The following is a 26,498-nucleotide window of genomic DNA, read 5'->3' on the forward strand; positions in this document are numbered from 1 at the left end:
CGCCGGAAGTGGCGGCGAGAATCACGCCGTCGTTGTCGTTCGGAAAGTGTTCGGCATAGTTGCGCCAGCTGTCGATGGCGTCTTCAAAGCTGCCCATCACCGCGAAACCCAGCGCCGTGACACGCGCCGGCACCCAATCGATCAGCATCCAGGCACTGGCTGCAGCACCGCGCACGGCGGGACTGGAATCCTGCTGGGCAAACGGGTTGTTGGCCTGCCAGTAGCGCGAGGCAAATTCGCTCAAGCGGTAGAACACCGCGCCCGCCGGCCCCAGCCCCACGGCGGCCAGCACCAGGGTCCAGCACAACACGCCAAACACGTGGCGATGGGCGGCCAGCACCGAATACTCGATCACGTGGCGCACGACTTCACTGCGCGGCAGCGCACTGCCATCGACCCGCTGCCATTGCGCCAGGAGCTGGCGGGCCTGGATTTCATCACCCGCTTCCAGTGCATCACGGATGCTGGTGAAGTGGTGGCTGAACTGGCGAAAACCGAGTGTAGCGTAGAGCACCACCACGTTCCAGATAATGGCGGCCGGCCAGCCCAGCGTCCACAGCAGGGCCCAGTGCATGCCCAGCACGGCTGCCGTGGGCACCAGCACCGCCAGTGACCACACCACCCAGCCATGTGCGGGGCGGCCAGCGTCGAAGTTGCGGGCCATGGTGCCGACCCATGCGCGCAGCGCCATGTGCACCGCGTTATCACGCGCCAAAGGGCGCACCTGTTCAATCAAAAGAGCAAAGAGAATGGCAAAGAAACTCATGCGTGCATCATAACGAGGCACTGCAGGGCAACACGTCGGATCAGGCGCCTATCAACGCCCTGCGGGCAGCATCAACGGCACGGACAGGAATCTGTAGAAGTTGCGCAACATTCCCGCCGTGGCACCCCAGACAAATCGCTCGTCCGCACCATCCTGGTAGGGCATGGAAAACCATTCGCGGCGTTCCGGGCCGGTTGGTGTTTGCCAATCAAAGGCGTGGCGCTGGTGGTGCGCCGGGTTCATCAAAAAGGCCAATGGCACTTCAAAAGCCGCCGCCACTTCATCCGGATTTGGCCGCAGCACAAAGCCGGGTCGCACCAGCGCCACCACGGGCGTGATGTGAAACGACGTGCCGGTCACGTACTCGGGCAGCGTGCCCAGCACTTCAATAAACCCGTCTTCCAGCCCCACCTCTTCCCAAGCTTCACGCTTGGCCGCATCGATGACGCTGGCGTCGTCGGCATCAACCTTGCCCCCCGGGAAGGCGATCTGGCCGGAGTGCGTCGACAGATGACTGGCACGCTCGGTCAGCAGCACCGTCACCCCACCCTGCTCCGGCGGGTGCGCCACGATAGGGATCAGCACCGCCGCCTGCATGGGCAGACGGTCGGCAAAGCGCTTTTCCAGCCACACCTCGGGCTGCCACACAGGCTTTGCCTGAAATCGCGCGCGCAACGCTGACGGCAAGAGTTGCTCGAGCGCAATCGCCGGCAAACCCGCGTCATTGCCCAGCAAGGGCGCATGGCGTGGATCGAAATTTGGCAGTTTCGACAACGGCGTGGACGCCGCTGGCAATGGTTTGTCGGATGGATTCAAGGCAACAGGCTCAGCGATGAAAACTCGGCACTGGCGAGCCAACGGGCACGGCTCCAGAAGCGCGCGCCCATGAAAAAAGCCGCCACATGCTTTCGCTGTGGCGGCTTGTTTTGCACGGCTTGCGAGTGCTTATGCTGCGGTGGTAACAGCAGCCACCTTGGCGGCGCGCTGTGGCAGCTTTTCCTTGATACGTGCCGAGCGGCCGCTACGGTCGCGCAGGTAGTACAGCTTGGCGCGGCGCACATCGCCACGACGCTTCACTTCGATGGCAGCGATCAATGGGCTGTAGGTTTGGAACGTACGTTCCACGCCTTCGCCGCTGGAGATCTTGCGCACGGTGAAACCGCTGTTCAGGCCACGGTTACGCTTGGCGATCACAACACCTTCGTAGGCTTGCAGACGCTTGCGGGCACCTTCAACCACCTTCACGCTCACGATGACGGTGTCACCGGGGGCGAATTCAGGAATGTCTTTGCCGAGGCGAGCAATTTCTTCTTGCTCAAGAGTTTGAATCAGGTTCATGAATTTCCTTCAATGATCGTGTCCGCGCTGTCGGGATGACACAAAGTTCTGTGGACTTGATTTGCTCCGTTGGTGCCAATCAAGTGACCAAAAAACGGCCGGGCAGAGGATCGAAAAGCCTTTGAGTATAACAGTTTAGACCGCCTCAAGGCAAACAATGTACTGAACCGCGCTACAGCTCGCGCAGGACCTTCTCATCCAGCTTGTCCAGCCGTCCCGCAGTGCGTGCTGCGGTTATCAAATCAGGGCGATGCTTGGCCGTGATGGCCAGGCGTTGATCACGGCGCCAACGCTCAATCTTCAGGTGGTGGCCGGACATCAACACATCCGGCACCGTACGCTCGGCCCATACTTCGGGGCGGGTGTAATGCGGACAGTCGAGCAGACCATCCAGCGCCGGGTTGAAGCTGTCGAGTTGATGGCTGCCCTCGTCGTTCAGCACACCAGGCTGCAGCCGGGCCACCGCATCCAGCAGCGCCATGGCCGCAATCTCGCCGCCGGACAATACAAAGTCACCCAGGCTGATTTGATGCGTTACGTGAGCGTCGACAAACCGCTGGTCCACACCCTCGTAACGGCCACATAAAAGCACGGCGCCAGCGCTGTCAGACCAGTGCGCGACGGCCGAATGGTTCAGCGCCGGGCCCAGCGGCGAAAACAGAACAACCGGCGCAGGCTCGGCATCCGCACGCTCTGCCCGAATTTTGTGCAAACACAAAGCCAGTGGCTCGGCCATCATCACCATGCCCGGGCCGCCGCCAAACGAGCGATCGTCGATACGGCGGTAATTGCCTTCGGCGAAATCGCGCGGATTCCACAAATGCACCTGCACCAGCCCGGATGTATAGGCGCGCCGGGTCACACCTGTTTCCAGGAATGGCGCAAACAGCTCAGGAAACAGGGTGATGACGTCAAATCGCATGGCCAGCCACGATCAAACCGAATAATCGGGCAACCAGTCGACGTTGATACGGCGCGCCGCCAACTCAACACCGTCGACAAAGTTGGCAACAAACGGGATCATGCATTCCAGCGTTTTCGGCTGACCTTTGTCGTCCACCCCTTGCGAGCGGATCACCAGCACGGTTTGCGGGCCGGTCGACATCAGTTCGGCCACCTGGCCCAGGTTCACACCTTCACGGTTCACCACGTCCAGGCCAATCAGGTCAACCCAGTAAAACTCGTCCGCCCCCACGCTAGGGAAGCTTTGGCGCGAAATGAAAATGCGCGCACCGCGCAGTGCTTCGGCGGCATTGCGATCGTCTACATCTTGGGCAGTGGCAACCACGGTGCCGGAGTGGTCCTTGGCTTCGCGCACCTTCATCAGCAAAGTGCCAGAAAACGTCTTGGCGCCCTTTTCTGCGGGCAGCAGGTACCACCGCTTGGACGAAAAAAGCGCTTCCGGGTCGGCGCTGTAGGGCAGCACCTTGAACCAGCCCTTGATGCCCCAGGCGTCGGCAATACGCCCCACTTCTATGGCGTCTTCAGGCAGCTCGGCCGCTTCCAAAATGAGATTCATAAGTTCCAATGAAAAAAAGCCCGCCGCCAATGGCGACGAGCTTTCAAGGTCTTGAAAAGGCCTTAAACGGCTGCGGGAGCAGCAGCCTTCTTAGCGGCTTGTTGAACCAGGCGTTCCACGGTGGGGGACGCTTGGGCGCCAACACCACGCCAGTAGGTCAAACGGTCTTGTTCAATACGGATGCTTTCTTCGCCACCGCGAGCCAATGGGTTGTAGAAACCCACGCGCTCGATGAAACGGCCATCGCGACGGGTACGCTTGTCAGTCACCACGATGTTGAAGAAGGGACGTGCCTTGGAACCGCCACGGGAGAGTCGAATAACGACCATGATTTATCCTTTGGGAGGACTGAATACAAATTCAGCCGACAATATCGGTCTTGAGAACCGACGTTTTATTCCAGCGTTGAGACACGCGACTGACCACCCGACCAGCGACACGCCGAAAAGCCCATCATTATACCTTTTTCTCCAGCAACAACCAAGACATGCCACTCATACGCCCTAGTCGAGAAGACGACGTCGCTGCCATCACGGCCATTTATGCCCATCACGTTCTCCACGGAACCGGCTCTTTTGAGACCACGCCGCCAGATACCCAGGCCATGGGCGAACGCCGCGCCGACGTTTTGTCCAAAGGGCTTCCTTACATCGTGGCCGAAGACCAGGGCCGTATCGTCGGCTTTGCCTACTGCAACTGGTTCAAGCCGCGCCCGGCCTACCGCTTCTCCGCCGAAGATTCTATTTATGTAGCAGCAGACCAAGGCGGCAAAGGCCTTGGCCGCCTGTTGCTGACAGAACTCGCGGCCCAGGCGGAACGCGCCGGGGTGCGCAAACTGATCGCCGTGATTGGCGACTCCGCCAATGCCGGCTCGATTGGTGTGCACCGCGCGGCAGGCTTCAAACAAGTGGGCGTTTTCGAGTCTTGCGGCTGGAAATTCGATCGCTGGCTGGACATCGTGCTGATGGAGAAATTCATAGGCGCGGGCAATACTACCGCCCCGGTTTAACACAGCAAGCCAACCCCGCATGAAAAACAAAACTCTGGCGGCCTGGCTGTCAATCCTGGGCCAACCACTGGGCTTGCAGCGCTTTTATCTGCATGGATTGGGTGACATCTGGGGCTGGCTCAGCCCCATTCCCACGGCACTCGGCGTCTACGGCGTGCGCCGCGCCCAAACCCTGGGCCTGGACGACCACCTGAGCTGGCTGCTGATTCCCCTGCTCGGGCTAATGGTCGCCATCGGAGCCCTTACGGCCATCGTCTATGGTTTGATGACACCCGAGAAGTGGAATGCGCGGTTCAACCCCGAGCTTGGCCCAGATGCGGCCAGCGGCCAAACCAATTGGCTCACAGTCGGCGCCCTGGCTTGCTCACTGTTGATAGGCGCGGGTGTGTTGATGGCCAGCCTGGCCTTCAGCTTTCAACGCTACTTTGAGTATCAGATAGAAGAAGCGCAAAAGATCAGCCAGCCAGATTCTTGATTCTGGCTGGCACGCCGTCATCAAAAGATTTGCAGGCTGATCCAGTAACCAATCGCTGCCACAAAGGCGGATGCCGGGATCGTCAGTATCCAGGCCCAGACGATATTGCCCGCTACCCCCCAACGCACAGCACTGGCACGCTGGGTCGAGCCCACACCCACAATAGCGCCGGTGATGGTGTGTGTGGTCGATACCGGAATACCCAGCACCGTCGCCAGGAACAAGGTGATGGCGCCACCGGTCTCGGCACAAAAACCACCCACCGGCTTGAGCTTGGTGATCTTCTGCCCCATGGTGCGCACAATGCGCCAGCCACCAAACATGGTGCCACCGGCGATGGCCGCATAACACGAGACAATCGTCCAGGTGGGCGGCGCCGCATCAGAGGACGAGGCGTAACCCGTGGCGATCAACAACATCCAGATGATGCCTATGGTTTTTTGGGCGTCGTTGCCGCCGTGGCCCAGGCTGTAAGCACCCGCAGACACCAGTTGCAGCCGACGGAACCAACGGTCCACCCTGGACGGCGTGGAGCGCCGGCAGATCCAGGCCACCAGGACCATCATCAGTGAACCAAGCAAAAAGCCCAGCACTGGCGACACAAAAATGAACAACACGGTACGCCATATACCCGAGGCCACCAGCGCACCCGTACCCGCCTTGGAGATCACGGCGCCCACGATGCCACCGATCAGCGCGTGGGATGAACTGCTGGGAATGCCGTAGTACCAGGTGATCAGGTTCCAGGTGATGGCACCCGTCAACGCGCCGAACACCACATGAATGTCAATCACGTTGGCATCGGCAATGCCCTTGCCCACCGTGGCCGCCACACTCAGATGGAAAACGAATAGCGCCAGCAAGTTAAAGAAAGCGGCAAACACCACGGCCTGCCCAGGGCGCAGCACACCGGTAGAAACCACGGTTGCGATGGAGTTCGCCGCATCATGAAACCCGTTCATGAAATCGAACACCAGCGCCAACACGACCAACAAAATCACGGCCCACAGGGCCACTTGCGCGGTTGCCATACCCTAGCCCCGCGTGATCAGGAGTTTTCGAGGACGATGCCCTCGATCAGGTTCGCCACGTCTTCACACTTGTCGGTGATGGTCTCCAACAGTTCATAGATCGCCTTGAGCTTGATCAATTCACGCACATCGGGTTGCTCACGGAACAACTTGCTCATGGCCGCACGCATCACACGGTCAGCATCCGACTCAAGGCGGTCAATCTCCTCACAGGTCTTCAGCGCAGCCTCGGCCGTGGCCGGGTCGGCAATGCGCTCCAGCATGTAGATGGCGTCCTTCAGACGCTCGCAGCACTTCACACTCAACTCGGTGAGGCGCACCATTTCGTCGGTCATATGGTGCACGTCGTACAGCGCCATGGTCTCGGCCGAATCCTGGATCAGATCGGCCACATCGTCCATGGTGTTGATCAGCGAGTGGATTTGCTCGCGATCGATAGGTGTGATGAAGGTCTTGTGCAAGGCACGGTTGACTTCGTGCGTGATGCGGTCCGCAGCCCCCTCGGCCCGGTCGACTTCGGCGTTGTACTTGGCCCGCGCATCCAGATCCGCATAGTTCCCCACCAGCTTGGCAAACGCATGCGCCGCCTCGACGATACGGTCGGCGTGCTGATTGAACATTTCGAAAAAATTGCCTTCGCGCGGCAACAACTTGCCAAAAAACATGGCGTAACTCCTCAGGATGGGGGATGAACGCCAGAATGTGACGTTTACATGACAAACCCCGGAAGTTTAACCGGCGGCAATTTACCCGTCGGCGCACCCCAAAAGCCCAGCGTTAGGCGACAACGATCAAAACGTTGGTTTTTTGCGACTCAAGGCCACGGCATCCCCGGCCGACGATGCCGCACATTCATTACAAGATGTACGAAGCAAGTTGGTCCATGGATCGCCTTTTTTGCGCTCAACCCCTCTTGGATCACCGCGAAATGGCCAGCCCCACCCGGTACGGTTCCTGCAAGCGCAACAAAGCTCTCTAATTGTGTCGGTCATCTGGCACCAATTTGAACGAATTGGCGCTTCATGTTGGGCATAACCGTCGAGTCGTTGCGTTCACTTACTAAAAAAACCCGCCCAAGTAAGTGCGCGTCATCAATTGATTGCAACATACAAGGGTAACTACTCACCGATATTCACAACTATTTAACGCTTCCGAGAAGCGGAGATCTTGACTTCCCCAAGACAACGATCCGCTTCGACGAACACAGCAAGATAAAACCTAAAAGCCTATATGTCATTTCTGACCAGCTTCTCAGAGGACGATCAGAGTCACTTCTTCCAAGTGGCGGGACAGGTGCCGGACATCCACTCACACTTTGACCTCTTCATGTGGCTAGGTGGTGGCTTGCAGCGCTTTCTTCCGCATGACATTCTGGTCGCGGCCTGGGGCGATTTTCAAAGCGGTGCATTACACATCGACATTGTTTCGCCGCTGACGGGCATACGCACAGACGACATCAACGTGCGTGCTGCAGCGCCTTTGATGAGCGACATGTTCAAGCGCTGGCAAACCGGACAAAAAGTCCCGTATGCCATACAGGTCGGAAGCAAAGGGTTTGATCTCCCCGAAGGATATGCAGGCTCGCCTCTGGGCAGAGCTCTGCAACAGATGCAGGCGAGTGTGGTGCACGGCATTACCGACCATCGCGGCCAATACGATTGCATCTACGCCATTTTCAGCAAACAACCGCTGCCGCCCAGTAGTCGTTATGCGCTCGGTGTCCTCTTGCCCTACATTGACAACGCATTGCGCCAGGTGATGCATACCCCGGCAGACATCCCTGACAGTCAGCCGGCGGCACTCGCCGCCAGCGCGGCCGCACGCTCAGGTGTTGCACCGATGTCGGAACGAGAGCGCCAGATCATGCGCTGGGTGCGTCAAGGCAAAACCAACGGTGAAATTGGCACGATTCTTGAGATTAGTGCCTTCACTGTGAAGAACCACATGCAGCGGATCTTCAAGAAGCTGGATGTCTACAACCGGGCCCAGGCCGTTTCCAGATTCAAGGACAGCACACTCAATGGATAGCCAAACTTTGCAAAGCGCCGGTTCGCCTCTGGAAATGAACCGAACCGGAGCTGGAAGCGTCGGCAGAGACACGTTGCTGAGCATGATAGAGTCGTTAATCGACCCGGGCATGCTGGTGCTCTCTTTGTGGGCAGTGGCAATTTTTTATGAAAAAACGGTGCCGCCTGCGTACTTGATCCTGTCCGTCATTGTCTTCGCAATGACTTTCCCAGGTACTTCGCATCTCCAGTCATCTTTCACCAAGCTGGTCGGCCAAACGCTCATCAACTGGATAGTAGTGGCTGCACTGGTGTTGGTCACGGGCATCGTCACCCGCTACATCAACGAGTTTTCAACCAATGCTGTGCTCGCCTGGCTGTGGGTCGCGCCGGCCTCACAAATCGCCGCACACCGCGCATTGCGCCTAGCGGCACCGGCTGTGATTGCACTGCAAGGTCCGCCACGCCGTGCGGTGATTGTGGGCATGAATACCCAAGGCATTGCCTTGGCACGGCGAATTCGTGAAACACCCTATTCTCGAATCGAACTCACCGGTTTTTTTGACGACCGCGAACTGCACCGGCTCAACGCACCACCTGGCTTTGCGCTCATAGACAAACTCAAAGCCCTGCCCGCCTTTGCCAAAGAACACGGCATTCAGCAAATCTACTTGTCGCTGCCAATGGCCTCGCAGCCACGCATCCTGCAGGTGCTCGACGACCTCAAAGACACCACCGCCTCGATCTATTTCGTGCCCGACATGTTTGTCACCGACCTGATACAGGGTCGCAGCGGCTCGGTCTGCGGCATGCCGGTAATTGCTGTTTGCGAGACCCCGTTCCGCGGCACCAATGGCGCGGCCAAACGCCTGAGCGACATCGTCCTGTCGTCGCTGATTCTGCTGCTGGTGTCGCCGGTGCTGCTGGCAGTGGCGGCCGCCATCAAGTTCACCTCGCCCGGCCCCGTCATCTTCAAGCAGCGCCGCTACGGGCTCGATGGCAAAGAAATCCTGGTCTACAAGTTCCGCTCCATGACCGTGACCGAAGACGGTAAGAGCACCTACACCCAAGTCACCCGCAATGATGCACGTGTGACCCGCGTTGGGGCGTTCATACGCAAAACATCGCTAGACGAACTGCCGCAGTTCATCAACGTGCTCGAAGGCAAGATGAGCATTGTGGGCCCACGCCCGCATGCCATCGCCGTGAACGAGCAGTACCGCAAACTCATTTCGGGCTACATGGTGCGCCACAAGGTCAAACCCGGCATCACCGGCTGGGCCCAAGTCAACGGCTACCGTGGTGGCGACGATCTGGTCCACATGCGCCACCGCATCGAGTACGACCTGGACTACCTGCGCAACTGGACGTTGCGCCTGGACCTCTACATTATTTTCCGCACCGTGAAAGTGGTGTTCAACGACAGCAAGGCGTTTTGATGCAGTGTGCAGACGAAGTGTTTGATACGGAACGCAGTGCCTCATCACTAGAGGCCATGTCCGCTTGCACGCTGGTGCCATCGATTGCGTCATAAGCGCATGCGTTCGCGGCTGGTTTTAGGCCCCCTGGCCACAGCTCTTTTGCCATTGCTGCATGTTTCCATGGCCCGGGCTGATGCGGAAGACACGCTGAATCTCACGGCCAGGTACTCGGTGCGAACCGATAGCAATGTGTTTCGCCTGTCCTCGGCGGCGATCCAATCTGGCACGCCGGGTAACCAACTCGAAAGCGAAAGAATCGATACCGGGTCTGTTCTGATGTCCATAGACAAAAGTTACTCCTTGCAGCGCTTTCGCCTCAATGGAAGTCTTGTGGACTACCAATACAAGACCTACAGCTATTTGAGCTTCAACGCGGTGAACTACGCTGCCATTTGGGACTGGAGCGCCACCCCCTGGCTGCACGGCAAACTGTCGACCACCCAAGAACAAGGGCTGAACAACTTCGCCGACTACCGCGACTCACGAGAGCGCAACGTCCGCACCACCAAGACCACGTTATTCGATGCAGAAGGCAACCTGGGCGCGGCTTGGCGCCTGCTGGCCGGGGTAGAACAATCCAGCCGCAGCAACGAACTGCCCGTGGCGCAAGAGGGCGACGACCGGGCACACAATTACTCACTCGGACTTCGCTACATTTACCCCTCGGGCAGCACGTTCAGCTACCGCATGCGCAATGCAGAAGGCGACTACTTGAACCGCGTGCAAACCATTCAATCGGTGCTGCCGCGCCATTACGACGAGCGTTTGCATGAGCTCCGCGCCTCGTTGCCGCTGACCGGCAAGTCCAGTTTGCAAGCGCGACTAGCGCACATCGAGCGCACGCATCCGCTGCTAAGCGTTCGAAACTACAGTGGCCCGGTTGGCGACATCACGTTCAACTGGGCGCCCACCGGAAAACTGAACATTGCCACGACGCTGGGCCGCAGCATCGCCCCGTACCAAACCGACACCAGCAGCTACGTCAACCGGGACAACTTCAGCCTGACGCCATCTTGGCAACTCACGGCCCACACCAGTCTGCGGGCCACGTACACCAGAAGCAATGAAAAGTTCGGCGGTGCCCTGCCCGGCCGCGCGCCCGCCTTCGAACGGCACGACAAGCTGGACGCCATACAGCTCGGCCTGGATTGGCGTCCTCGGCCTACCATGGCGCTGAGTCTGTCCTTGCAAAATATCAACAACCAGAGCAACACCACTGGGTACGACTACAAAGCCCACGGCGCAACAGTCTCAGGTCAGATCACGTTTTGACTGTTCACCAGCACACCCTGTCACCCTTAGCCCACTACGGACATCCAACGCGTATGCCATTCACTAATCCATCCCGTTTTCTGGTTGCCATCTTCTTCGTGCTTTCACTGCTGATGGCCAAAGCAGCCACGGCACAGGACTACCAGCTCTCCCTGGGCGACACCATCCGCGTGCAGGTGTTTCAAAACCCAGACCTCACGGTCGAGACCCGCATTGCTGAAAACGGCATCGTCACCTACCCGTTGGTCGGTACCATTGCGCTGGGTGGTCTGAGCATTCCGGCAGCCGAGAAAAAACTGGCTGATGCACTGCGTACCGGAGGCTTTCTCAAACAGCCCCAGGTCAACATCACGCTACTGCAAGTACGCGGCAGCCAGTTCTCGGTGCTGGGGCAGGTCAATCGCCCAGGCCGCTTTGCGCTCGACACGGCCAAGCTTCGCGTCAGCGACGCCCTGGCGCTGGCTGGTGGCGCCACCGGCAGCGGCGACGACACCGTCATCTTGAGCGGCGTGCGCGACGGCAACCCCTTCCGCAAAACCATTGACATCCCAGCCTTGTTTCTGGACGCCAACTCGACAGAAGACGTTCCGGTCGCCCCAGGAGACACGCTATATGTGCACCGCGCCCCCGTCTTCTATATCTATGGTGAAGCACAACGTAACGGCCCGTACCGGATTGAGCGGGGCATGACCGTCATGCAAGGCCTTGCCACCGGCGGAGGTACGACCAACCGCGGCACCGAATCACGCCTACAGCTCTATCGCAAGGATGCCAAGGGGGTGACTCAGAAATTCAGCCCCGAACTGACAGAGCCACTGCAGCCGAACGACGTGATCTACGTGCGCGAAAGCTTGTTCTAAAAGTAAAGGGCGGCCACAGCGGCCGCCCTTTTTGCCCAGTCTTAAGTCGCCAACGAGGCACCAGCCCTGCCGGCACTCAAACCCCTCACGCAGCGACATTCAAAGCCCGATCCACACAAGCAACACAGGCGCTCGTGTGCAGATGGCAAGCTGCGCAGCGCCTGTTTCAGCGTCTACAGAAAAGGCCGGTTACTGGCTCTTTTTCTTGCGCGCCAGCGCCATGCGCACCATGCCCAGCAACTCACGCAACAAGGCTGGCTTCAGCACCTGCACGGCAGCCACATATAGCAGCGCACCTAACGGCACAGCGATCAGCAAACGCAACCAAGCCGATGCCGGCGGCGTCCACAGCCACTGCAGGCCCAGAACCCCGGCTGCGGCCACGGCACAGGCCAGCGCCGGCACAAAGGCGCCACGCCATTGGTCCACATAGCCAATTCCCGACAGCTTTTTCAAAAACCACATGTCAATAGGCGTACTGATCAGCAGCCGTCCGGCCCATACCGCCATGACCAACGCTGGCGAGGGGTTGGTAGCCGCGACTGTAAACATAGCCACCATGAAGACTGTTTGCGACAGTGATCCGACCATGATGGACGATGGCCGTCCCAGCGCACTCAACAGTGGCGTCACAAACATGCGCGGGAAAAAATGCACGGTCAACACAGCCAAGAGGCTCACGTAAGGCGCAGCAGGAATCCACCTCGCCCCAAACGCCACTTCCACCACTTCGGGCGCCATTAGCGCCAGACAAGCAAACACCGGAAACATGGAAACCGACGTCATGGCCACCGCTTTGATGAAGACCGAGCTGCGATCCCCACCATCCCTCTCCACGCGAGCAAACAGTGGCAGCGCCAACTGCGAAACCGCTTGAGCCAACATGTCGCGCATCATGTCCACGACGCGAAACGCCAACGCAATCTGGCCCACTGCGGAGGCGCTTAACTGGGCCCCGGCAAACACTAAGAATACCCGCGAGTTTGCAATCCAAATGAACTGCTGCAAGGTAGTTGGAATACCCACCTTGAGCAAGTCTTTTACCGCTGCGCTATTCCAACCAAACTTGGGCCGCGCCACCGCACTTAACCACCAAAGCGCGGCGGCACTCAGCGTAAACGTCAACACCTGCTGTGCCACCAAGCTCCACACCCCAAAGCCCGCCACCACCATCACAATTGCAATGACCGCAGCGGAACTCCGCGCCGCAAGCGAACGCACTGCCAGAGCGTGAAACACCATTTCCCGGCGGTGCAAAGCAGTAAGCACACTTGCCAACGCTGCACCCAAAATGCTGATCGACATCCACTGCAGAATCGGCGTCATTTCCGGCTTGCCCACCATCCTGCCCCAGGTCGGTGCGGTAAACCACACCGCCACCGTCAGGAAAACGCCAAGACCCAGCGTGGCGGTAAAGGCACTGGCTGCATCTTTGGGCCCGAGCGCTGGGCGCTGAATCAACGGGTCGTGAAACAAGCGCTCCACCAAAACCACCAGCATCTGAACAATCGCCAGCGCCACGCTGGCTACACCAAATTCTTCAGGGCCCAGGTACCTGGACAACACCACCAGCGTGACGACGGACAAGCCCGACAACCCAAAGCTCTCTAACAGAGTCCAGACCAACGCGCGCGCAGCGACCTCTCGATTTGCCCCAGCAGGTGACGCCATCAAACCTCACTCGCGAGCGATGGCTGAGCAGCCTTGTCTGTGCCCGTCAGACGTCGCCATACACCGCGCACCGCTGGCCACGGCCGGTACGCTGCCGCACCGATCAAACTTGCAATGCTTTGAAATCGCCGTCCTTCTGCCTTGTGGTATAGCGCTGAACGCTGCAGCACGTCCGAGCGGAGGTGCGCCTCTTCACGCAGACGCTCCAATACCGGTGCTCTCTCGAGCTTCTGCTCGTAAGCACTGCGCTCAAGCACTGGCAACCCCTGACGCAGTGCGTAGAAAGAGGCGCGCACAAAGTCTTGCGTACGTACCTGATGCGCAACCTTGGACCCTGAAATACTTGCGCCATGCACGCGGTACCGCATCAACACAGCTGGCAACACAATGCCTGGGAAGCCTGCGGCAATCAGCCGACCAAATAACTCCATGTCTTCGCAAGGCTCATACAGTTTGTTGTAGCCACCTACTGCCTTCACCGCGGACGCACGGTAAGTGACAGTGGGGTGCGTAAACACTATGGGCAACTGATCGGCCATCATGGCCTCAAGCTCAGAAACCGTTCCCGGTCGCCCCGTGTATTGAGCGAACACGCGTCCATTCTTGTCAATCATCTCCATGCCACAGGCACAAAAGCCCAGCTCAGTGCGGACTTGCAGAAAGCTGACTTGCGCGGCAATCCTTTCAGGCAACATGATGTCGTCGGCATCCATGCGCACGATGTATTCGCCGCGTGCTGCCGCAATACCGGCATTCAGCGCTGCCGAGATACCAGCGTTGGCCTGGCGCACCACGCGCAGGCGTGGATCGGTCAAAGCGTAGTCCGCCAACATTTGCGGCGAGTTGTCCTTGGAACCATCGTCAATCACCAAAATCTCGATGTCCTGAAATGTCTGTGCCGAGACACTCTGCAGGGTTTCCAGCAAGTAACGCTCGGCGTTATAAACCGGAATCAACACCGTCACTTTAGGGGCAGATTCAGTATTTTTCATACCGAACTTTTCGTCGTTTCTTCACGAACGATGGGATTAACCAACGGGCTGTCCTTCAACCAAACGCCTACGTAGCGAGACAGTTTTCCATACGAGTTATCCGAAAATTGCACCGGCCTTGCCAGGAGTGTCGACAAAATCATGCCATGCAAACGGTCGGTGATCACACGATCATGAGAGCCAAAAATGCCAATGGCGCGTTTCGCCAATCGATCTCGCAACTTGTACCAAACTAACAGCGGCACGCTGTAGCTGCGATCAACATTCGCCACCATTGCTTTTCGAACAAAACGAAACACAAGCTTGTCAACCGAAGTCACGATCGTCGGCCAATCAAGGCGCGTAGACATTCCTTCTGCCATTGCCAAGCCCGTAGATTCGGAGTCGGTACGCTCCATGACCAAGGTTCCTTTACCGCCCTTATTTTGGGCCGGCCATCCCGCCGTGTCCCACAAGGCATGCGCCATGTCAGGGAGTAGCGCACTCGAAATGCCACTGTACTTGCTCAGAGTATTTTGAGATTCCACGTCACGCACACAAACATGAAGATCTGGATGCTTGGAAAGCTGTTCGATGTTTGACTTCTCCTGTTCGAGAGAAGAGAAATGCAAGCTCTGCGGAAGTACCACGATACGACGATCAGGAAACGCAGCTACAACCGCCTTTCGCATCATCTGGAACTCAGGGTAAATGTCACCAAAATTCCCCCCGCCCTGAAATACAAGGATGACGTTCTTATCTAGCCCAGCGAGCCGCTGCCTCGCAAGCTCTTTCAGCTTGGTACGCTCTGGTCGCTGCCAATCCAAATCGCATAGATCAAACATCGACATCCGTAAACGAACATCGTAGGCCATTCGCTTGAAGAACACTTCTGTACCCAAGTTGATCAACTGGTCCCCGACATTGAAGTAAACCGGAAAATCAAGATAGGCGATTGCAGATCCACTGGGAATGAAATCGCCAATTCGATTCAGCTCAGCACTTAGTTTCTGCATGACCACTCTATGCGCTGCAATGGCATCCGCGGATGAGGAAACGGTTACCGAGGGGTTGGGCACAACACGTGCCTTGATGGCAGGAGCGACATTTGGCAAAGGGCTTAACATTTATTTTTTTCCTTTGAGTACGGTTAGGGCTTCGATGTACCCATGGTCACGGCTTTAGCCACTTGGGTTGTGGAGATTCTGAAAGTGGCACGAACATCCACCACCAGCTGCGCCACCGCTTTGGCAAACGCCGCACTCGAGGCTGAAGCCTCATAGCTGGTACGGCCCTCGTCTGCCAACACCTGCCGGCGAGCCTGGCTGCGTAACGAGATTAATATTTGCACGGCAGAATCAATGTCGCCTACCGCAAACAAACACTGACTTGGTATGTAGGCCCGAATGCCAGGTAGGTCGGAGCCCACGACAGGGACACCCAAGGCCATGGCTTCCAGCATGACCAAGGGCACCCCCTCAAACCGCGAAGTCATCAACAAAACATCGTTGCCCGCCAACGCTTGCTCAGCCGGCATCCAGTCGCCCAGAGTCAAACAGCTGGCCAAGGCCGGGTTCACTTGCAGGCGCGCCTCTACCGTGGCGCGGAAGGGCCCCTCGCCCGTCATACACACCAGCAATTGGGCTTGCACCTCCGCCGGCGCAGCGTCCAGATAGTCCAGCAACCAGTCCAGCCCTTTGTGCTTGGCATCCAGTCGGCCCAGCACCAACACGCGCAGGCGGTCACCATCGTTCAGTGGCCGAGGTGCCAACCGTGGCGCGGCCTCAATGGCCGGTGCCACCGTGTTTTGCAGCACAAATACAGGCCCGGTCGGGCGCGCCCAGCGCCGAAAATGCTCGGCGTGGTTCTCGGATATCGCCACCCAGCCACTAGGCACACGCCCATAAACCCAGCGCACAAAAAGATCCTTGATGCGGCCACCCCGGTAGCCCATGGCTTCAAAGGTATCAAGCAGCGGAACATACACCAGCACACGCGCACCCAGCACCCGCGCCACGGTGACCATCAGCATCTGGTAGCCCAACGCACCCGAGGCAAAAACCACACACTCGGGCTTCTCAAGGCTTAGCGCTCGGCGCAGAGTCTTCAGTTCCTGCCAGATGTTGCGCAACCCGCGCAGCCGGCCCGACTGAATCTCAGGCGGAAACGGCTCGAAGGAAAGTGTTTGTTGCGGCGCGAGCTGCTGCAGTCGGCTTCCTGCGCGCGCCAACAGACGCGGCTCCACATCTTTTCCCTGGAGCAACTGCTCCAACCAGCGCAGCAGCATGACCTCGTGCCCGCCGAAATGCGGAATCGCATCGACAAACAACCAACGGCGGCCGTCCTTATGCAGGCTCATGACAGGGCCCGTTCAACTACTGGCAAGCGCGTTGTTGTTTGGCCGGCGGGGGCATTGGAGAGACGACTGATAGCCTCCAGCAGATCACGGCCGCGATCCTCCCAGCGGTAACGCGATTGTGCGGCCGTCAATGCTGCGGCCTGCAGGTTTGAGAGCTTTTCGGTGTTGTCGATATGGGCCACGATATCGCGTACCAAATCGGCTATGTTGGGGCTGCAAATCATGGCATCACGAATCTCGCCGGGCAGGCCGGCAGTCGCATGGGTCAAACTGGCGACCGCCACGCGTGCGAAAAAGTAATCCAGAAACTTGAGTTTGAAGCCACCACCAATTTCCTCGGGCACCACGGCAATCCGCGCATTTGCAAAATGCGGCGCAACATCGTCCACAAAACCATGCAGTACCGTGGCGCGCGTGCTCTGGCGCAACTCGTTGGCAAGCGCCTCGGTCATGGCGCCGATCACATGCAAGGTAATGCCGGCTGCGTGAAAAGCAGCATCTGCAGCCGCCACAAACTGCCGCAGGTTCTCTGATTTGGCCACCCACTTGTAGTTACCCACCATGATCACGTTGCGTGGCACCTCGGGGCCAATGCTGCTGCGCTGCGAAACAGCGCCTAGATAACCGGGCGTAAGCACCACGCTGCCGGTACGCGGCGCATCAGCGGCAAACAACTTGGCGTCCTCGTTGGTGATCGCGGTGACCAGGTCGACGGTACGCGCAATGTGGCGCTCCAACGCGCGCGTTTTAAGCCAGTTCTGCCAAAGCCCGGCACGCCTAAAGAAGGAACCCTGGAAACCACGAACCAATGACTCGTAAACCGAGGCTTCGTGGTCATGTGCCACATGCACCAGCACCGGGGCCTGGCCGCTGATTCTGTGGCTGCGAAATTCGGGCATGGCCCAGCCAGTGCCGTATTGGTCGAACACCACGAAGTCCCACGGCTCCCGCGCGAGTTCGTGCACCAGGCTGCGATAACCTCGCGTGGCATGGGCTGCGGCCACCAGGGGCATGGTGTGGAGCAACGCACGTGCTGTGCCGTGCGGCTCGCCCTCGACCAGGCGCCACTGCACGGGCCAGTCTTCAGGTACAGCACTCGCTGGGGTGGGAGCAAAGCCCACCACCGTCAAATCGGCACCGGCATCAGCCACGGCGCGAATCAAGCGGGCGCTGTAGATACGATCACCGGTGTCCAGCGGAAAGGGCAATGCCCTGGTGATCCAGAGTCCTCTCATACCTTGTTCTCCTGCGCTACCGAGTTGCGCAAATGCTCTGCCAAACGTATGGCCATGGCCACGATGGTGAGGGTTGGATTGGCATGGCTCGAAGTGGGGAAGACACTGGAGCTTGCAATAAATAAATTGGGTGCATCGAATACCGCCGAATGGCGGTCAACCACGCCCAATGCAGGAGATGAGGCCATGCGGGTGGTGCCAATATGGTGCCCTCCCAACGGCACAGAAGCCGCAATGGTTTCTCGCAGCGCCGCGTCGTTGAAATCCAGCACCGCGGCGCCCTCCTCCTGCAAACTCTGGCGCAGGCGCCGGTAGCCGCGACACAGGCTTTCGATGTCGTCATCGGCCAACTTCCACGCCACGTGCACACGCGGCACACCGTAGCCGTCTTTTTGATCGCTGAGCGTGATGCGGCTTTGCCGCAAAGGTGTTTGCTCGGCATTGAACTCCAGCACGAAGCTGCCATCGGCATTGGGCACCAGTACATAAGGCAGTTTGCGCTTGGCCAGAATACGTCGACGCGTCCAGTCCACACCAAAACCAGCCAACTGGGGCAGGCCGGTCGCCACGTTGCGCGCATGGGCCCACGCAGAAGAGGTGCGCACGGCTTCACCCACGCCGTACTGCAGAATGCGCCGGTATTCGGGGATCAAGGTACGTCTGGCGAGGTACACAGCAGACAACACCGCACTGCCATGCGAGGCATCGGCCACGTTGGGGTAGTGCAGCCGAAACGAAGTGTTGAGCAGACGCTCTTGCCTCTGCAGTTGCGGGTCAAAGGTCAGCTTGCGTCGGCCATACACACCGTCGTGGGTTTTCTCAAAATGGAATGCCGCCCCCGGACGACGAGGCCGTAACGTGCCGACGAAGTTTTCGATGTGACAGGTGTAATAACGTCCCACGTTATCGTGTGTGTTGCCAACGTCGGAAGCCAGCAACAGGCGCGCTGTTTCGATGCCGCCGGTTGCCAACACAAAATGCCTGGCTTCGATACGAAACGCTGCCCCGCCCTCTTCTGCACAACATTCGATGGCGGCGATGTGGCCACTCGCCGCATCACGCACCAATCGCGTCACCTGTGCAGGGCCCAACACCGACACGTTGCCCGAAGCGGCGAGCTGAGCGCCATAACGTTTACCAAAATGTGTGGGCAGGCTGTAACGCTCTATGCCATCGGTTTGAATGCCATCGGCCGAAGTCATCCCTGGAATGGTGTCACCTGGTTTGGTGAAGGCCGTTTTGGCATTGAACTCAAACGCGCCAGCATCGCAATACGCCATGGCTTTGGGGTAGTGCCGCGCAACCTCTTCGTAAGCAATGGGCCAGCCGCTGCCCTGCACAAAATCACGCGCCTCAAAATCGATAGGGTCGTAGGGCACACAGCGCCCGCCCCAGATGGCTGTGGTGCCGCCAAAACCACGCCGACGAAAAAAACGCGGCGTGGCATGCGCGCCTTCGCTGGAGCCCTCATAAGGGTCTTGCGAAATCTCTTTGCTGGCATGTATTGCCCCCGCATCCACGAGCAGCACTTGCACGCCCGTAGCATCGAGTTCGCAAGCCAAGGTAATGCCCGCCGCCCCCGCCCCCACAATACAGATGGTGGTGCGCAGCGCCTTCGTGGCCTCCGCGTTGAGTGCATCAAGAATCATGCAGTGCCCCGTCTTCTAGCGCGCGCGCGAACGCCGCCACGTTTTGCCGCAGATGCTGCAGCTTGGTGGTCCCCACAATGAGCCCACGCACAGCGGGCAAGCGCAAGGTCTGCGCAAAGCTGGTACTCAGGGCACTGCCCGGGGCTTGACCATCTGCTGCGCCATGCACAAACCCGCGCAACACTGCGCTCTTGCCGTTAGCCGACAAGGTGTCCAGCAAGGCGCGATGTTCCCTGGAATGGTCAAACGCAAACTGCACCGCTTGCACCGCTTCGTGTTGGGCCGCCGCCCAGGCCACATCAATCTCGTCGCAAGACACCCCAAAGGCGCGAAACAGGCCACGCTGCCCCAGCACCTGCATGCGTCCCATCAACACATCATCAGAGAGTACTTCCAGGTCGGGACTGTGCAGATAGAAAAGGTCCAGATAGCCGGTGTTGAGACGCTTCAAGCTAGCCTCTAATGAACGCTCCACATAATCGACTTCAAAACACCGCGGCACACCTTGCGCACGGTGAGCCGACACACTTGCACGCACCTTGGCACGCCGCGCAGCCAGCCAACGGATAGGTGTTTTGAATTGCGACAGCAGCATCTGTTTGCCAGAAAGCCGCTGCCCGGCTTTACTGGCCAGACAGACATCGCCACGGTGAGCCGCCAAGGCTTCACCAATGTATCTTTCGCTGTCGCCCTGACCGTAAACACTGGCGGTATCGAAGTGGCGAATGCCAAGTTCAAACGCCTGCTCCACCAAGGCAATACACTCCCGGCGCCCAAGCGGTGTCAACGCAGAACCCAGGCGCGCGCAACCCAACGCCATCGCCGAGGTGGCGACATCAGTTCCGGTAAAAGTCACACGCATGGGGCTAGGGCCTCCAGGGGTTTTCAACGTCGGGCGGCATACCGGTTCGCACGATCTGTGCCGGATTGCCGATCACCAGGCTGGCGGGTGGTACGTCTTGGGTGACAAATGCGCCCGCCGCAATACGGCTGCCGCGTCCGACGGTAATACCGCCCACGATCACCGCGTGTGGGCCAATCCATACTTCGTCTTCGACAAGCGGCGTGCCCGTCACACGCGTGCCGTCGGGCGCTACGCGGTCACGTTGGCCGAGTGTGACCCCGTGGAACATGGTGACGTTGCTGCCAATCACCGAGCCCGCGTTGAGCACCAAGCCCCAGCCATGATCGATTCGGAAACCTGGCGCAATGCGCGTACTCCAGGGCAGGTCCAAGCCAGCGAAGTGGCGTGCCGCACGGTGCACCAACACCGCAATAGGCAAAGCCCAGCGCCATGTGGTCGAGCCATCCAAGGCCTGGCACAGGCGCATGGTGAACAATGGGCGATAGCAGCGTCTTGTGAGTGCAGCCAAAACCACTTGTCCCTTGCTCGTGCGCCCTTTCATGCGCAGCAAATCGGCTTGTGTGGCATCCCAAAAACCAGTCATCAACGCGGCCCCCCAAAGGTTTCAAGAAACGCTGCTGCTGCCTCTGGCTTACTGCCATCGGACAGGATTGCATTGAAATCTGGGGCCGGAAAATCCCAGTAGTTGTGATAAGCGACGTTTGAAGACGCAATCCACTCCGCCATTTTCCTGACGTAGTACGGATCGTCGCCACCACCCCGCCCATCCGGTCTAGTGCCTGTGCCCCATTCTGGGAATGACACTGGTTTGCCGCGTGCGGCAGCGAACTCTTTCTGCCACTTCAGTCCATAGGGTGCGTTCAGCTTGAGAAGCCAACGCTCCTGAGGCGTGCGAGGATTCCACGAGGTGTTGTAGACGTCCATGCCGATGATGTCGACATAGGCATCTCCCGGGTAGACCTCGGTTGGCGCAATTTTTCCTTCGCTCCAGGCTGTGCACCAGTCGAATTTGAAGTTCGCTCCTGCCACCGACCGCATGGCGGTCACGATACGCCGCCAGTAAGCCACCCATGCCACGGGATCTGTGTCAGCCCGCCATACAAACCAAGTGTTATTGAACTCCCATCCCACACGCACCACTGCATTCGCCTGGCCATTACGCACCAGGATTTCTGCGATTTTCACGAAGTGCTGGTCGTATTCTCCAGCGGCCCCGCGAGCCAACGTAGACGACTTGTCACGCGGCAGCATGGGCAAGGCAAATGACATCGCAAAGCCGGTTGGTGTCCAGCAACGTGTACTTCGCTCTGCAGCCTTGGCCATTTCCAGCCAGGAGTGGTCGCTAAAGAAATCCGACGCTCGCTCGGGCTTGCGGCCTAGCCATTTTCCGAAGCTCTCAACCCTTTTCACACCGACACAACCGGGCCCAAGGTACATGCCCAGAGGAGCAGCAGGCATCGCGCCAGCGCTACCGGCCAGCAGCAGGCAAGCTAGAAAAGAAACACGGTATTTATGCATAAGCCCTCAGAAATCAGGCGTGCGACAAACCTGATGTGGCAGCGACTGGCGTGGGCGCGGAGGCCTTGGACGCGCCGCTGGAAGGAGGACGCCAAGGAGGAGATTTCAACCACGTAAACCAAAATGCTGCCAAAACAACACCGGCAACATTCACAAACTCCAAAATGAAATATTCCAACGTGCCACGCTCTGTCATTGAAAACAAACCCGCTGTGGCGTAATTCAAGAGAATGCTGAAACAAAAACAATCCAATGAATTTGTTCCAACCTGAGCCACGCCCCTTGTTAACAACCGTTTCTTCACCCAATCATTCGATGGCATCACAATACCAACCAAATAAATTACCAGCATAAAATGGATCAAGCGCAATGGTTCCACATTAGGCTTATCGTGCCAAGGAATGTTAATAGACCCAATGATTGGCATTGAGACATCATACTTATCAACCAGCTTCAGAAGCATAAAAGCAATAAGTACAGCGATCACTCCGGCAATCTTCACTTTGAAATTGTCGCGATTAAACGACGTCAAAGGAAGTTCCTTGGCGAACCACATTCCAAGAAAGAAAACAAATTGCCAAGCAAATGGATTGAAATTCCAAGGCGAATCATTTTTATAAAAATTCAATTGCGGATGAATTTGCACAGCCAGCCAAATCAATCCAGAAAATATAATTGACAAATGGCCAAAACGCTTCTGTAGCCAAATATAGCCGGGCGCAACAATCATCAAAACCATATATAGAGGCAACACTTCCAAATATGTTGGAGCATACTGAAGAGTCATGAATGCTGGAATGCCACTCATTGGAAAAATATTTGCTCTAGCAATTTGCGTGACTTCAAACAATTTTGTATTGTCTGTAAAAAATATACACAACATTGCGACAGCCAACAACCAGATAAAGGCATTTCTGACATACAGCTCCCATGCCCTGTGAAAGCCTCTTAACTGGGTTTTCCAAAAACCTCGATTTTGCATTGATTTTGAATAAACAATCGCAATCACATAGCCGGAGAAAAAAACAAAAAACTCAGCACCGGACGACAAACCAATGCTATTATATGTGTAAATCTTGGCTTTGGCATTTGTTCCTATCAAGGAAAGCAAATAACCAAAATGATCCACACACATCATCAAGATAAAAAAACCACGAATAAAATCAATTCGCGTATCACGCTCATTCAAAGAATTATTCATTATCTTCCACTTCAGATTTAGTAATTTGAGGAGGATTCGGCCACACCACAAGAGCCAGCGCTAGCGCATGTGAAAATGGAATGTAAACACCGCTAAGGAAATAGGTTAGGCCTACCGCAACCCGGATCATGACTGGCGCAGCACTTCGCGCAAGACAATAATAAAGAAAAATGAAATACAGTCCGCCACCAACAATGCCAAATTCAAAAACCATTTTGAAAAAAGCATTTCCGCCTGATGGCAGGGTAGCCTTCTGCTGATAGGCCTGTAAGGAACCCGCACCAAACCCGAATAATCCCCGCAATGGCTCCGGCCACAAGAATTGCTCAAAGAGATAGAAGCCACCTACAAAACGAGCAAAGCCACTGGATCCCGTTGCCGAAAATTCGTTTGCTCGCTTAAAGAAAACATTCAAAAATGGATGGTCAATCAGCATCGCCAAAAAAATCACCGCCGCCAGTCCCACTGCACCTGCGGCGAGAAGGTCAAACCTCCTTTTTGCGATAGCAAGGCACGGCAAACAGGCGGCCAACAACATCAGCCCCGTGCCAGAAAAACAGACAACCATTCCTGTAAAAAAAATACCAAATACCCACAGGCGTCGAAAAGAAATGGCTTCAACCACTATTGCAACAGCAAGGAATTGGCTGAAGAACGATGGCTCCAGCATAAAAACGCCATTGGCACGGTAGACATCAGAACCGTACTCCAAATACCCTTGTTGATTAAATTTCGAAACCAAAAATGGCTCAGGAAAAAAATTCTCAAGAGGAAAAGCAAACTTTGACCCTATTGCAAACTGAATCGAATATTGCAAAATCCCCAAAATAGCAATCACAAGAGCAACATTCTGAAAAAAGGCAAGCACCTTTTTATAATCAGGTCGCCCTGTGAGGCTTAACACATAAGGAAAATGAAGGGCACCGAACAAAAGAAGCGAGGGGAGCGAATAGTTATCTCCACGCGTCACCTGCACCAATGCCATGAAGGACAACAGCAGAATGTAAAACTGCAATCGGCGTGCATCAAAAAGCAAGCGCCCAGACAACACGCCCACAGCGGCGGCCAGGCAGAGCTGGGGAATCGCCAATGAAAGTCCCAGCGCGCCAAAAGGTGGGATAGATATCTTCGACAAAAATGTGGCGGTGATGACAGGCGCACAAGTCAACCATCGGTCGACTCGGCGGCGTACCAAAATCGCATCTGCGCCTTTGAGCAAACCGAATTCCCGGTTCGCTGACTTCACCGCTGGCAAATGAGCCGCTGTCATTGAGCTCAGCCCTGCGGCAGAGAGGAGTCTTGCCAAAAAGGCGATGCGGCAGAGGGAGTCCACTGCTTTTCGCGCAAAAACACAAAACTCCAAACGAAACCGCTTGCCCATGCAGCGTGCATGACCCCAGCAGCAGGCCCGGCCAACAGGCCGCAAACCGAACCCCGCCTCAGCGCGATCATCAACGATGCGCCGATCAATGCGGCTACATAGAGCGCCGGCCAAACCAGCAACCATGGGAGCCACACTGCCAAAACAATGCAGAGGACCGACAGCAACAGATGCACCGGAACCGCCAATTGCCGAGGACGCAAGGAGCCCGGATGGCGACGCACGGTGCGAGCACGCCCTTTGCCATAACCGAAGTACTGCCGCCACAATCCACGCAAAGTGTCCCGCGGGTGGTAGCCCAAGCGAATTTCGGCGTCCAGGTAGATGCGGCTACCCAGCGCCCGTTGGCGGCAGTCCAGCTCGGCGTCTTCGTTGTGCGAGAAGCTTTCGTCGTAACCGCCGGCACGGGTAAAGCTGGCCATGCGAAAAGCGGCGTGGTGGCCGTGGTCGATGAAGCCGCTTTTGCGCCCTCCACGGTGAGCCGAACCGCCAGAGCCCAAAGGCGTGTCAGACACCCAGGCCACCGCGCGCTGCACACAGTTGTCGCCAGTGGAGTCCATGGGCACCACCACGGCATCGGCACCCGTGCGCTGCAAACTTTCCACCAGACTACGCACATAACCACGCGGGTAAACAGCATGCGCATCACAGCGGATCAGCACCTGTGCATCTTGCCCAAATTGGCGCACGGCCAAATTGACCGCCGCACTCTGGATGCGCTTGGGATTGGGGCGCACTTGCAACCGCGGCTCGCTGGCCGCCATTTTTTCAACCAGCGCCACCGTACCGTCGGTACTGCCGCCATCCATCACGACCAGGCGAACACTGGCTTCAGTGGGCAGATCTTCCAGCAGCCGTGTAATGACCGGCTGAATGCCACGTGCTTCATTCAACGTCGGGATCACGACAAGAATGTTGTGCAAGGCCTCAGTGTTCATTGATCATGACCCCTGCAAATCTGGCGTGGCTTTTTTGGACCTGCCCAACCAGCACTTCAATCGCATCCAGGCGGCTACGGCCACGGCGGCCAATCACCAGTGCAGCACCACACTTGGCGGCAATGACGCGCGCATCGGCGCCATGGGTTGCGGCTGGGGTGTCGACGACCACATGGTCGAACTTGGCGCACAGCTCATGCATCAGCAAGCCAAACGTTGGGCGCTGTACCAACTCAAGCGGGTTAGGCGGTACCACACCAACAGGCAACACAAAAACGCCAGGCAAGGCGGTGGATTCATGAATCACATCCGCCTCTGCTCGCCCTGCCAGAATGTTGCTGAGCCCAGTTCGGCCAGGTACATTGAAAATCTCGTGCTGCCGCGGCGTACGCATGTCTGCATCTACCAGCAAGGTGCGCCCGCCAAGCTGACTGAACGCCACAGCAAGATTGGCGGCAAAGAATGTTTTACCGTCACCCACGTCAGGGCTCAACACGGCCAGCGCGCGCGGTGGCAGATCGGGGGCCATGATGCCCGCGAGCAATTGGCTGCGCACGTCACGAAAAATCTCTGATTCGTCGCTGAACGGGTCAATCGCCGTAATCAACTCTTCGTTGAGATTGGCGACATCGCCCTGGGTGGCATAGGGGTAGTGAAACTGTTGCGCCAAAGCCCAAAGCACGTCGTCCCGCGTCGCAAACTTGAGCGCTATAGCCGCCTCACCAAACGGCACGCGGTGTTGGCGTTGGTATTGCAAGACCTGTTCAATCTGCTGCTGATTGAGATTGCGTGCTTCGCGGATCAGGTCACCGATCGATCGCCCCACCACCCGTGCATCCGCGCTCTGCGCAGAATGCGATGCCGCAGCGTTCACCTCTTGGTGCTCGCTGTCCGCCAGCACTTTCATGGCACGTAGGGGGGTTACATCACCTTGCATAGATTTCATAGGGTGC

Annotated in this window: 27 protein-coding genes; 6 read left to right on the top strand and 21 right to left on the bottom strand. The window is 57.5% G+C overall.

Annotated features, from left to right (window positions below):
• The 6 genes from ACFQ95_RS22800 to rpsP all read right to left on the bottom strand — a co-directional run.
• A partial coding sequence (locus ACFQ95_RS22800) for a cobalamin biosynthesis protein (RefSeq protein ID WP_422834771.1) occupies nt 1–766 on the bottom strand: 766 nt, incomplete at its 3' end.
• A gap of 51 nt (nt 767–817) precedes the next feature.
• Nucleotides 818–1,582, bottom strand: coding sequence for a CoA pyrophosphatase (locus ACFQ95_RS22805; protein ID WP_422834773.1), 765 nt, complete (start codon nt 1,580–1,582; stop codon nt 818–820).
• A 129-nt stretch (nt 1,583–1,711) separates the two neighbouring features.
• Nucleotides 1,712–2,104 carry a 50S ribosomal protein L19 gene (rplS, locus tag ACFQ95_RS22810; RefSeq protein WP_422834775.1) on the bottom strand — a complete coding sequence of 131 codons (393 nt, stop codon included), beginning with the start codon at nt 2,102–2,104 and terminating at the stop codon, nt 1,712–1,714.
• A 172-nt stretch (nt 2,105–2,276) separates the two neighbouring features.
• The gene (gene trmD / locus ACFQ95_RS22815; protein ID WP_422834777.1) at nt 2,277–3,026 is read right to left on the bottom strand and encodes a tRNA (guanosine(37)-N1)-methyltransferase TrmD; all 750 of its coding nucleotides are present in this window, start codon (nt 3,024–3,026) and stop codon (nt 2,277–2,279) included.
• Nucleotides 3,027–3,038: 12 nt separating this feature from the next.
• A complete protein-coding gene (gene rimM / locus ACFQ95_RS22820) occupies nt 3,039–3,623 on the bottom strand; it encodes a ribosome maturation factor RimM (RefSeq protein WP_422834779.1) in 585 nt (194 codons plus the stop codon).
• A gap of 62 nt (nt 3,624–3,685) precedes the next feature.
• Complete coding sequence (gene rpsP, locus ACFQ95_RS22825; protein ID WP_422834781.1) at nt 3,686–3,952, bottom strand: 30S ribosomal protein S16; 267 nt, start codon at nt 3,950–3,952, stop codon at nt 3,686–3,688.
• 158 nt (nt 3,953–4,110) lie between these two features.
• On the opposite strand from rpsP, the gene ACFQ95_RS22830 reads away from it, so the two are divergent.
• Nucleotides 4,111–4,632 (top strand): GNAT family N-acetyltransferase, encoded by a 522-nt coding sequence (locus tag ACFQ95_RS22830; RefSeq protein WP_422834783.1) that lies wholly within the window; start codon nt 4,111–4,113, stop codon nt 4,630–4,632.
• Nucleotides 4,633–4,651: 19 nt separating this feature from the next.
• Complete coding sequence (locus ACFQ95_RS22835; protein ID WP_422834785.1) at nt 4,652–5,107, top strand: hypothetical protein; 456 nt, start codon at nt 4,652–4,654, stop codon at nt 5,105–5,107.
• A gap of 20 nt (nt 5,108–5,127) precedes the next feature.
• On the opposite strand, the gene ACFQ95_RS22840 is transcribed toward ACFQ95_RS22835, so the two are convergent.
• Both ACFQ95_RS22840 and ACFQ95_RS22845 read right to left on the bottom strand, forming a co-directional pair.
• Nucleotides 5,128–6,138 (bottom strand): inorganic phosphate transporter, encoded by a 1,011-nt coding sequence (locus ACFQ95_RS22840; protein ID WP_422834787.1) that lies wholly within the window; start codon nt 6,136–6,138, stop codon nt 5,128–5,130.
• Nucleotides 6,139–6,155: 17 nt separating this feature from the next.
• Nucleotides 6,156–6,803: a DUF47 domain-containing protein gene (locus ACFQ95_RS22845; RefSeq protein ID WP_422834789.1), complete on the bottom strand. Its 648-nt coding sequence runs from the start codon at nt 6,801–6,803 to the stop codon at nt 6,156–6,158.
• A 565-nt stretch (nt 6,804–7,368) separates the two neighbouring features.
• On the opposite strand from ACFQ95_RS22845, the gene epsA reads away from it, so the two are divergent.
• From epsA to epsE, 4 genes are all read left to right on the top strand, one after another.
• On the top strand, nt 7,369–8,166 hold the full coding sequence (gene epsA / locus ACFQ95_RS22850; RefSeq protein WP_422834791.1) for an XrtB/PEP-CTERM-associated transcriptional regulator EpsA: 798 nt from the start codon (nt 7,369–7,371) through the stop codon (nt 8,164–8,166).
• Between the two features lie 34 nt (nt 8,167–8,200).
• Nucleotides 8,201–9,583 (top strand): undecaprenyl-phosphate glucose phosphotransferase, encoded by a 1,383-nt coding sequence (locus ACFQ95_RS22855; protein WP_422834854.1) that lies wholly within the window; start codon nt 8,201–8,203, stop codon nt 9,581–9,583.
• Between the two features lie 162 nt (nt 9,584–9,745).
• Nucleotides 9,746–10,897, top strand: a complete 1,152-nt coding sequence (gene epsL / locus ACFQ95_RS22860) for an XrtB/PEP-CTERM-associated polysaccharide biosynthesis outer membrane protein EpsL (protein ID WP_422834792.1) — start codon at nt 9,746–9,748, stop codon at nt 10,895–10,897.
• Nucleotides 10,894–11,757: a polysaccharide export protein EpsE gene (gene epsE / locus ACFQ95_RS22865; protein WP_422834793.1), complete on the top strand. Its 864-nt coding sequence runs from the start codon at nt 10,894–10,896 to the stop codon at nt 11,755–11,757. Before epsL ends, epsE begins: the two co-directional genes overlap by 4 nt.
• Before the next feature lie 189 nt (nt 11,758–11,946).
• On the opposite strand, the gene ACFQ95_RS22870 is transcribed toward epsE, so the two are convergent.
• From ACFQ95_RS22870 to ACFQ95_RS22930, 13 genes are all read right to left on the bottom strand, one after another.
• Nucleotides 11,947–13,428, bottom strand: coding sequence for a lipopolysaccharide biosynthesis protein (locus ACFQ95_RS22870; RefSeq protein ID WP_422834794.1), 1,482 nt, complete (start codon nt 13,426–13,428; stop codon nt 11,947–11,949).
• Nucleotides 13,428–14,420, bottom strand: coding sequence for a glycosyltransferase family 2 protein (locus tag ACFQ95_RS22875; protein ID WP_422834796.1), 993 nt, complete (start codon nt 14,418–14,420; stop codon nt 13,428–13,430). The genes ACFQ95_RS22870 and ACFQ95_RS22875 overlap by 1 nt, the downstream gene beginning before the upstream one ends.
• The gene (locus ACFQ95_RS22880; protein ID WP_422834798.1) at nt 14,417–15,526 is read right to left on the bottom strand and encodes a polysaccharide pyruvyl transferase family protein; all 1,110 of its coding nucleotides are present in this window, start codon (nt 15,524–15,526) and stop codon (nt 14,417–14,419) included. The genes ACFQ95_RS22875 and ACFQ95_RS22880 overlap by 4 nt, the downstream gene beginning before the upstream one ends.
• Nucleotides 15,527–15,549: 23 nt before the next feature.
• Entirely contained in the window at nt 15,550–16,758 is a 1,209-nt protein-coding gene (locus ACFQ95_RS22885) for a glycosyltransferase family 4 protein (RefSeq protein WP_422834799.1), read from the bottom strand.
• Nucleotides 16,755–17,993, bottom strand: a complete 1,239-nt coding sequence (locus ACFQ95_RS22890) for a glycosyltransferase (RefSeq protein WP_422834801.1) — start codon at nt 17,991–17,993, stop codon at nt 16,755–16,757. Before ACFQ95_RS22890 ends, ACFQ95_RS22885 begins: the two co-directional genes overlap by 4 nt.
• Nucleotides 17,990–19,642, bottom strand: coding sequence for a GMC oxidoreductase (locus ACFQ95_RS22895; protein ID WP_422834803.1), 1,653 nt, complete (start codon nt 19,640–19,642; stop codon nt 17,990–17,992). The genes ACFQ95_RS22890 and ACFQ95_RS22895 overlap by 4 nt, the downstream gene beginning before the upstream one ends.
• Nucleotides 19,632–20,504: an aldo/keto reductase gene (locus ACFQ95_RS22900; protein ID WP_422834804.1), complete on the bottom strand. Its 873-nt coding sequence runs from the start codon at nt 20,502–20,504 to the stop codon at nt 19,632–19,634. The genes ACFQ95_RS22895 and ACFQ95_RS22900 overlap by 11 nt, the downstream gene beginning before the upstream one ends.
• A 4-nt stretch (nt 20,505–20,508) precedes the next feature.
• Nucleotides 20,509–20,973, bottom strand: a complete 465-nt coding sequence (locus ACFQ95_RS22905) for a serine O-acetyltransferase (protein ID WP_422834806.1) — start codon at nt 20,971–20,973, stop codon at nt 20,509–20,511.
• Nucleotides 20,974–21,089: 116 nt separating this feature from the next.
• A complete protein-coding gene (locus tag ACFQ95_RS22910; RefSeq protein ID WP_422834808.1) occupies nt 21,090–22,025 on the bottom strand; it encodes a glycoside hydrolase family 26 protein in 936 nt (311 codons plus the stop codon).
• 13 nt (nt 22,026–22,038) lie between these two features.
• The gene (locus tag ACFQ95_RS22915) at nt 22,039–23,226 is read right to left on the bottom strand and encodes an OpgC family protein (protein WP_422834810.1); all 1,188 of its coding nucleotides are present in this window, start codon (nt 23,224–23,226) and stop codon (nt 22,039–22,041) included.
• Nucleotides 23,219–24,607 (bottom strand): hypothetical protein, encoded by a 1,389-nt coding sequence (locus tag ACFQ95_RS22920; RefSeq protein ID WP_422834812.1) that lies wholly within the window; start codon nt 24,605–24,607, stop codon nt 23,219–23,221. The genes ACFQ95_RS22915 and ACFQ95_RS22920 overlap by 8 nt, the downstream gene beginning before the upstream one ends.
• On the bottom strand, nt 24,502–25,530 hold the full coding sequence (locus ACFQ95_RS22925) for a glycosyltransferase family 2 protein (protein WP_422834814.1): 1,029 nt from the start codon (nt 25,528–25,530) through the stop codon (nt 24,502–24,504). The genes ACFQ95_RS22920 and ACFQ95_RS22925 overlap by 106 nt, the downstream gene beginning before the upstream one ends.
• Before the next feature lie 4 nt (nt 25,531–25,534).
• Nucleotides 25,535–26,491 (bottom strand): polysaccharide biosynthesis tyrosine autokinase, encoded by a 957-nt coding sequence (locus ACFQ95_RS22930; protein ID WP_422834815.1) that lies wholly within the window; start codon nt 26,489–26,491, stop codon nt 25,535–25,537.
• Nucleotides 26,492–26,498 lie beyond the last annotated feature (7 nt).

This window comes from Variovorax sp. HJSM1_2 (assembly GCF_049316285.1).
In the GTDB taxonomy this organism is placed as follows: Bacteria; Pseudomonadota; Gammaproteobacteria; order Burkholderiales; family Burkholderiaceae_C; genus Rhodoferax_B.

Excerpts from the sequence above, each read along its gene's own strand:
- rplS (WP_422834775.1), bottom strand. The coding sequence starts at position 2,104 with ATGAACCTGATTCAAACTCTTGAGCAAGAAGAAATTGCTCGCCTCGGC.
- trmD (WP_422834777.1), bottom strand. The coding sequence starts at position 3,026 with ATGCGATTTGACGTCATCACCCTGTTTCCTGAGCTGTTTGCGCCATTC.
- rimM (WP_422834779.1), bottom strand. The coding sequence starts at position 3,623 with ATGAATCTCATTTTGGAAGCGGCCGAGCTGCCTGAAGACGCCATAGAA.
- rpsP (WP_422834781.1), bottom strand. The coding sequence starts at position 3,952 with ATGGTCGTTATTCGACTCTCCCGTGGCGGTTCCAAGGCACGTCCCTTC.
- ACFQ95_RS22830 (WP_422834783.1), top strand. The coding sequence starts at position 4,111 with ATGCCACTCATACGCCCTAGTCGAGAAGACGACGTCGCTGCCATCACG.
- ACFQ95_RS22835 (WP_422834785.1), top strand. The coding sequence starts at position 4,652 with ATGAAAAACAAAACTCTGGCGGCCTGGCTGTCAATCCTGGGCCAACCA.
- ACFQ95_RS22840 (WP_422834787.1), bottom strand. The coding sequence starts at position 6,138 with ATGGCAACCGCGCAAGTGGCCCTGTGGGCCGTGATTTTGTTGGTCGTG.
- ACFQ95_RS22845 (WP_422834789.1), bottom strand. The coding sequence starts at position 6,803 with ATGTTTTTTGGCAAGTTGTTGCCGCGCGAAGGCAATTTTTTCGAAATG.
- epsA (WP_422834791.1), top strand. The coding sequence starts at position 7,369 with ATGTCATTTCTGACCAGCTTCTCAGAGGACGATCAGAGTCACTTCTTC.
- ACFQ95_RS22855 (WP_422834854.1), top strand. The coding sequence starts at position 8,201 with ATGAACCGAACCGGAGCTGGAAGCGTCGGCAGAGACACGTTGCTGAGC.
- epsL (WP_422834792.1), top strand. The coding sequence starts at position 9,746 with ATGGCCCGGGCTGATGCGGAAGACACGCTGAATCTCACGGCCAGGTAC.
- ACFQ95_RS22870 (WP_422834794.1), bottom strand. The coding sequence starts at position 13,428 with ATGGCGTCACCTGCTGGGGCAAATCGAGAGGTCGCTGCGCGCGCGTTG.
- ACFQ95_RS22875 (WP_422834796.1), bottom strand. The coding sequence starts at position 14,420 with ATGAAAAATACTGAATCTGCCCCTAAAGTGACGGTGTTGATTCCGGTT.
- ACFQ95_RS22880 (WP_422834798.1), bottom strand. The coding sequence starts at position 15,526 with ATGTTAAGCCCTTTGCCAAATGTCGCTCCTGCCATCAAGGCACGTGTT.
- ACFQ95_RS22885 (WP_422834799.1), bottom strand. The coding sequence starts at position 16,758 with ATGAGCCTGCATAAGGACGGCCGCCGTTGGTTGTTTGTCGATGCGATT.
- ACFQ95_RS22890 (WP_422834801.1), bottom strand. The coding sequence starts at position 17,993 with ATGAGAGGACTCTGGATCACCAGGGCATTGCCCTTTCCGCTGGACACC.
- ACFQ95_RS22895 (WP_422834803.1), bottom strand. The coding sequence starts at position 19,642 with ATGATTCTTGATGCACTCAACGCGGAGGCCACGAAGGCGCTGCGCACC.
- ACFQ95_RS22900 (WP_422834804.1), bottom strand. The coding sequence starts at position 20,504 with ATGCGTGTGACTTTTACCGGAACTGATGTCGCCACCTCGGCGATGGCG.
- ACFQ95_RS22905 (WP_422834806.1), bottom strand. The coding sequence starts at position 20,973 with ATGCGCCTGTGCCAGGCCTTGGATGGCTCGACCACATGGCGCTGGGCT.
- ACFQ95_RS22910 (WP_422834808.1), bottom strand. The coding sequence starts at position 22,025 with ATGCATAAATACCGTGTTTCTTTTCTAGCTTGCCTGCTGCTGGCCGGT.
- ACFQ95_RS22915 (WP_422834810.1), bottom strand. The coding sequence starts at position 23,226 with ATGAATAATTCTTTGAATGAGCGTGATACGCGAATTGATTTTATTCGT.
- ACFQ95_RS22920 (WP_422834812.1), bottom strand. The coding sequence starts at position 24,607 with ATGGGCAAGCGGTTTCGTTTGGAGTTTTGTGTTTTTGCGCGAAAAGCA.
- ACFQ95_RS22930 (WP_422834815.1), bottom strand. The coding sequence starts at position 26,491 with ATGAAATCTATGCAAGGTGATGTAACCCCCCTACGTGCCATGAAAGTG.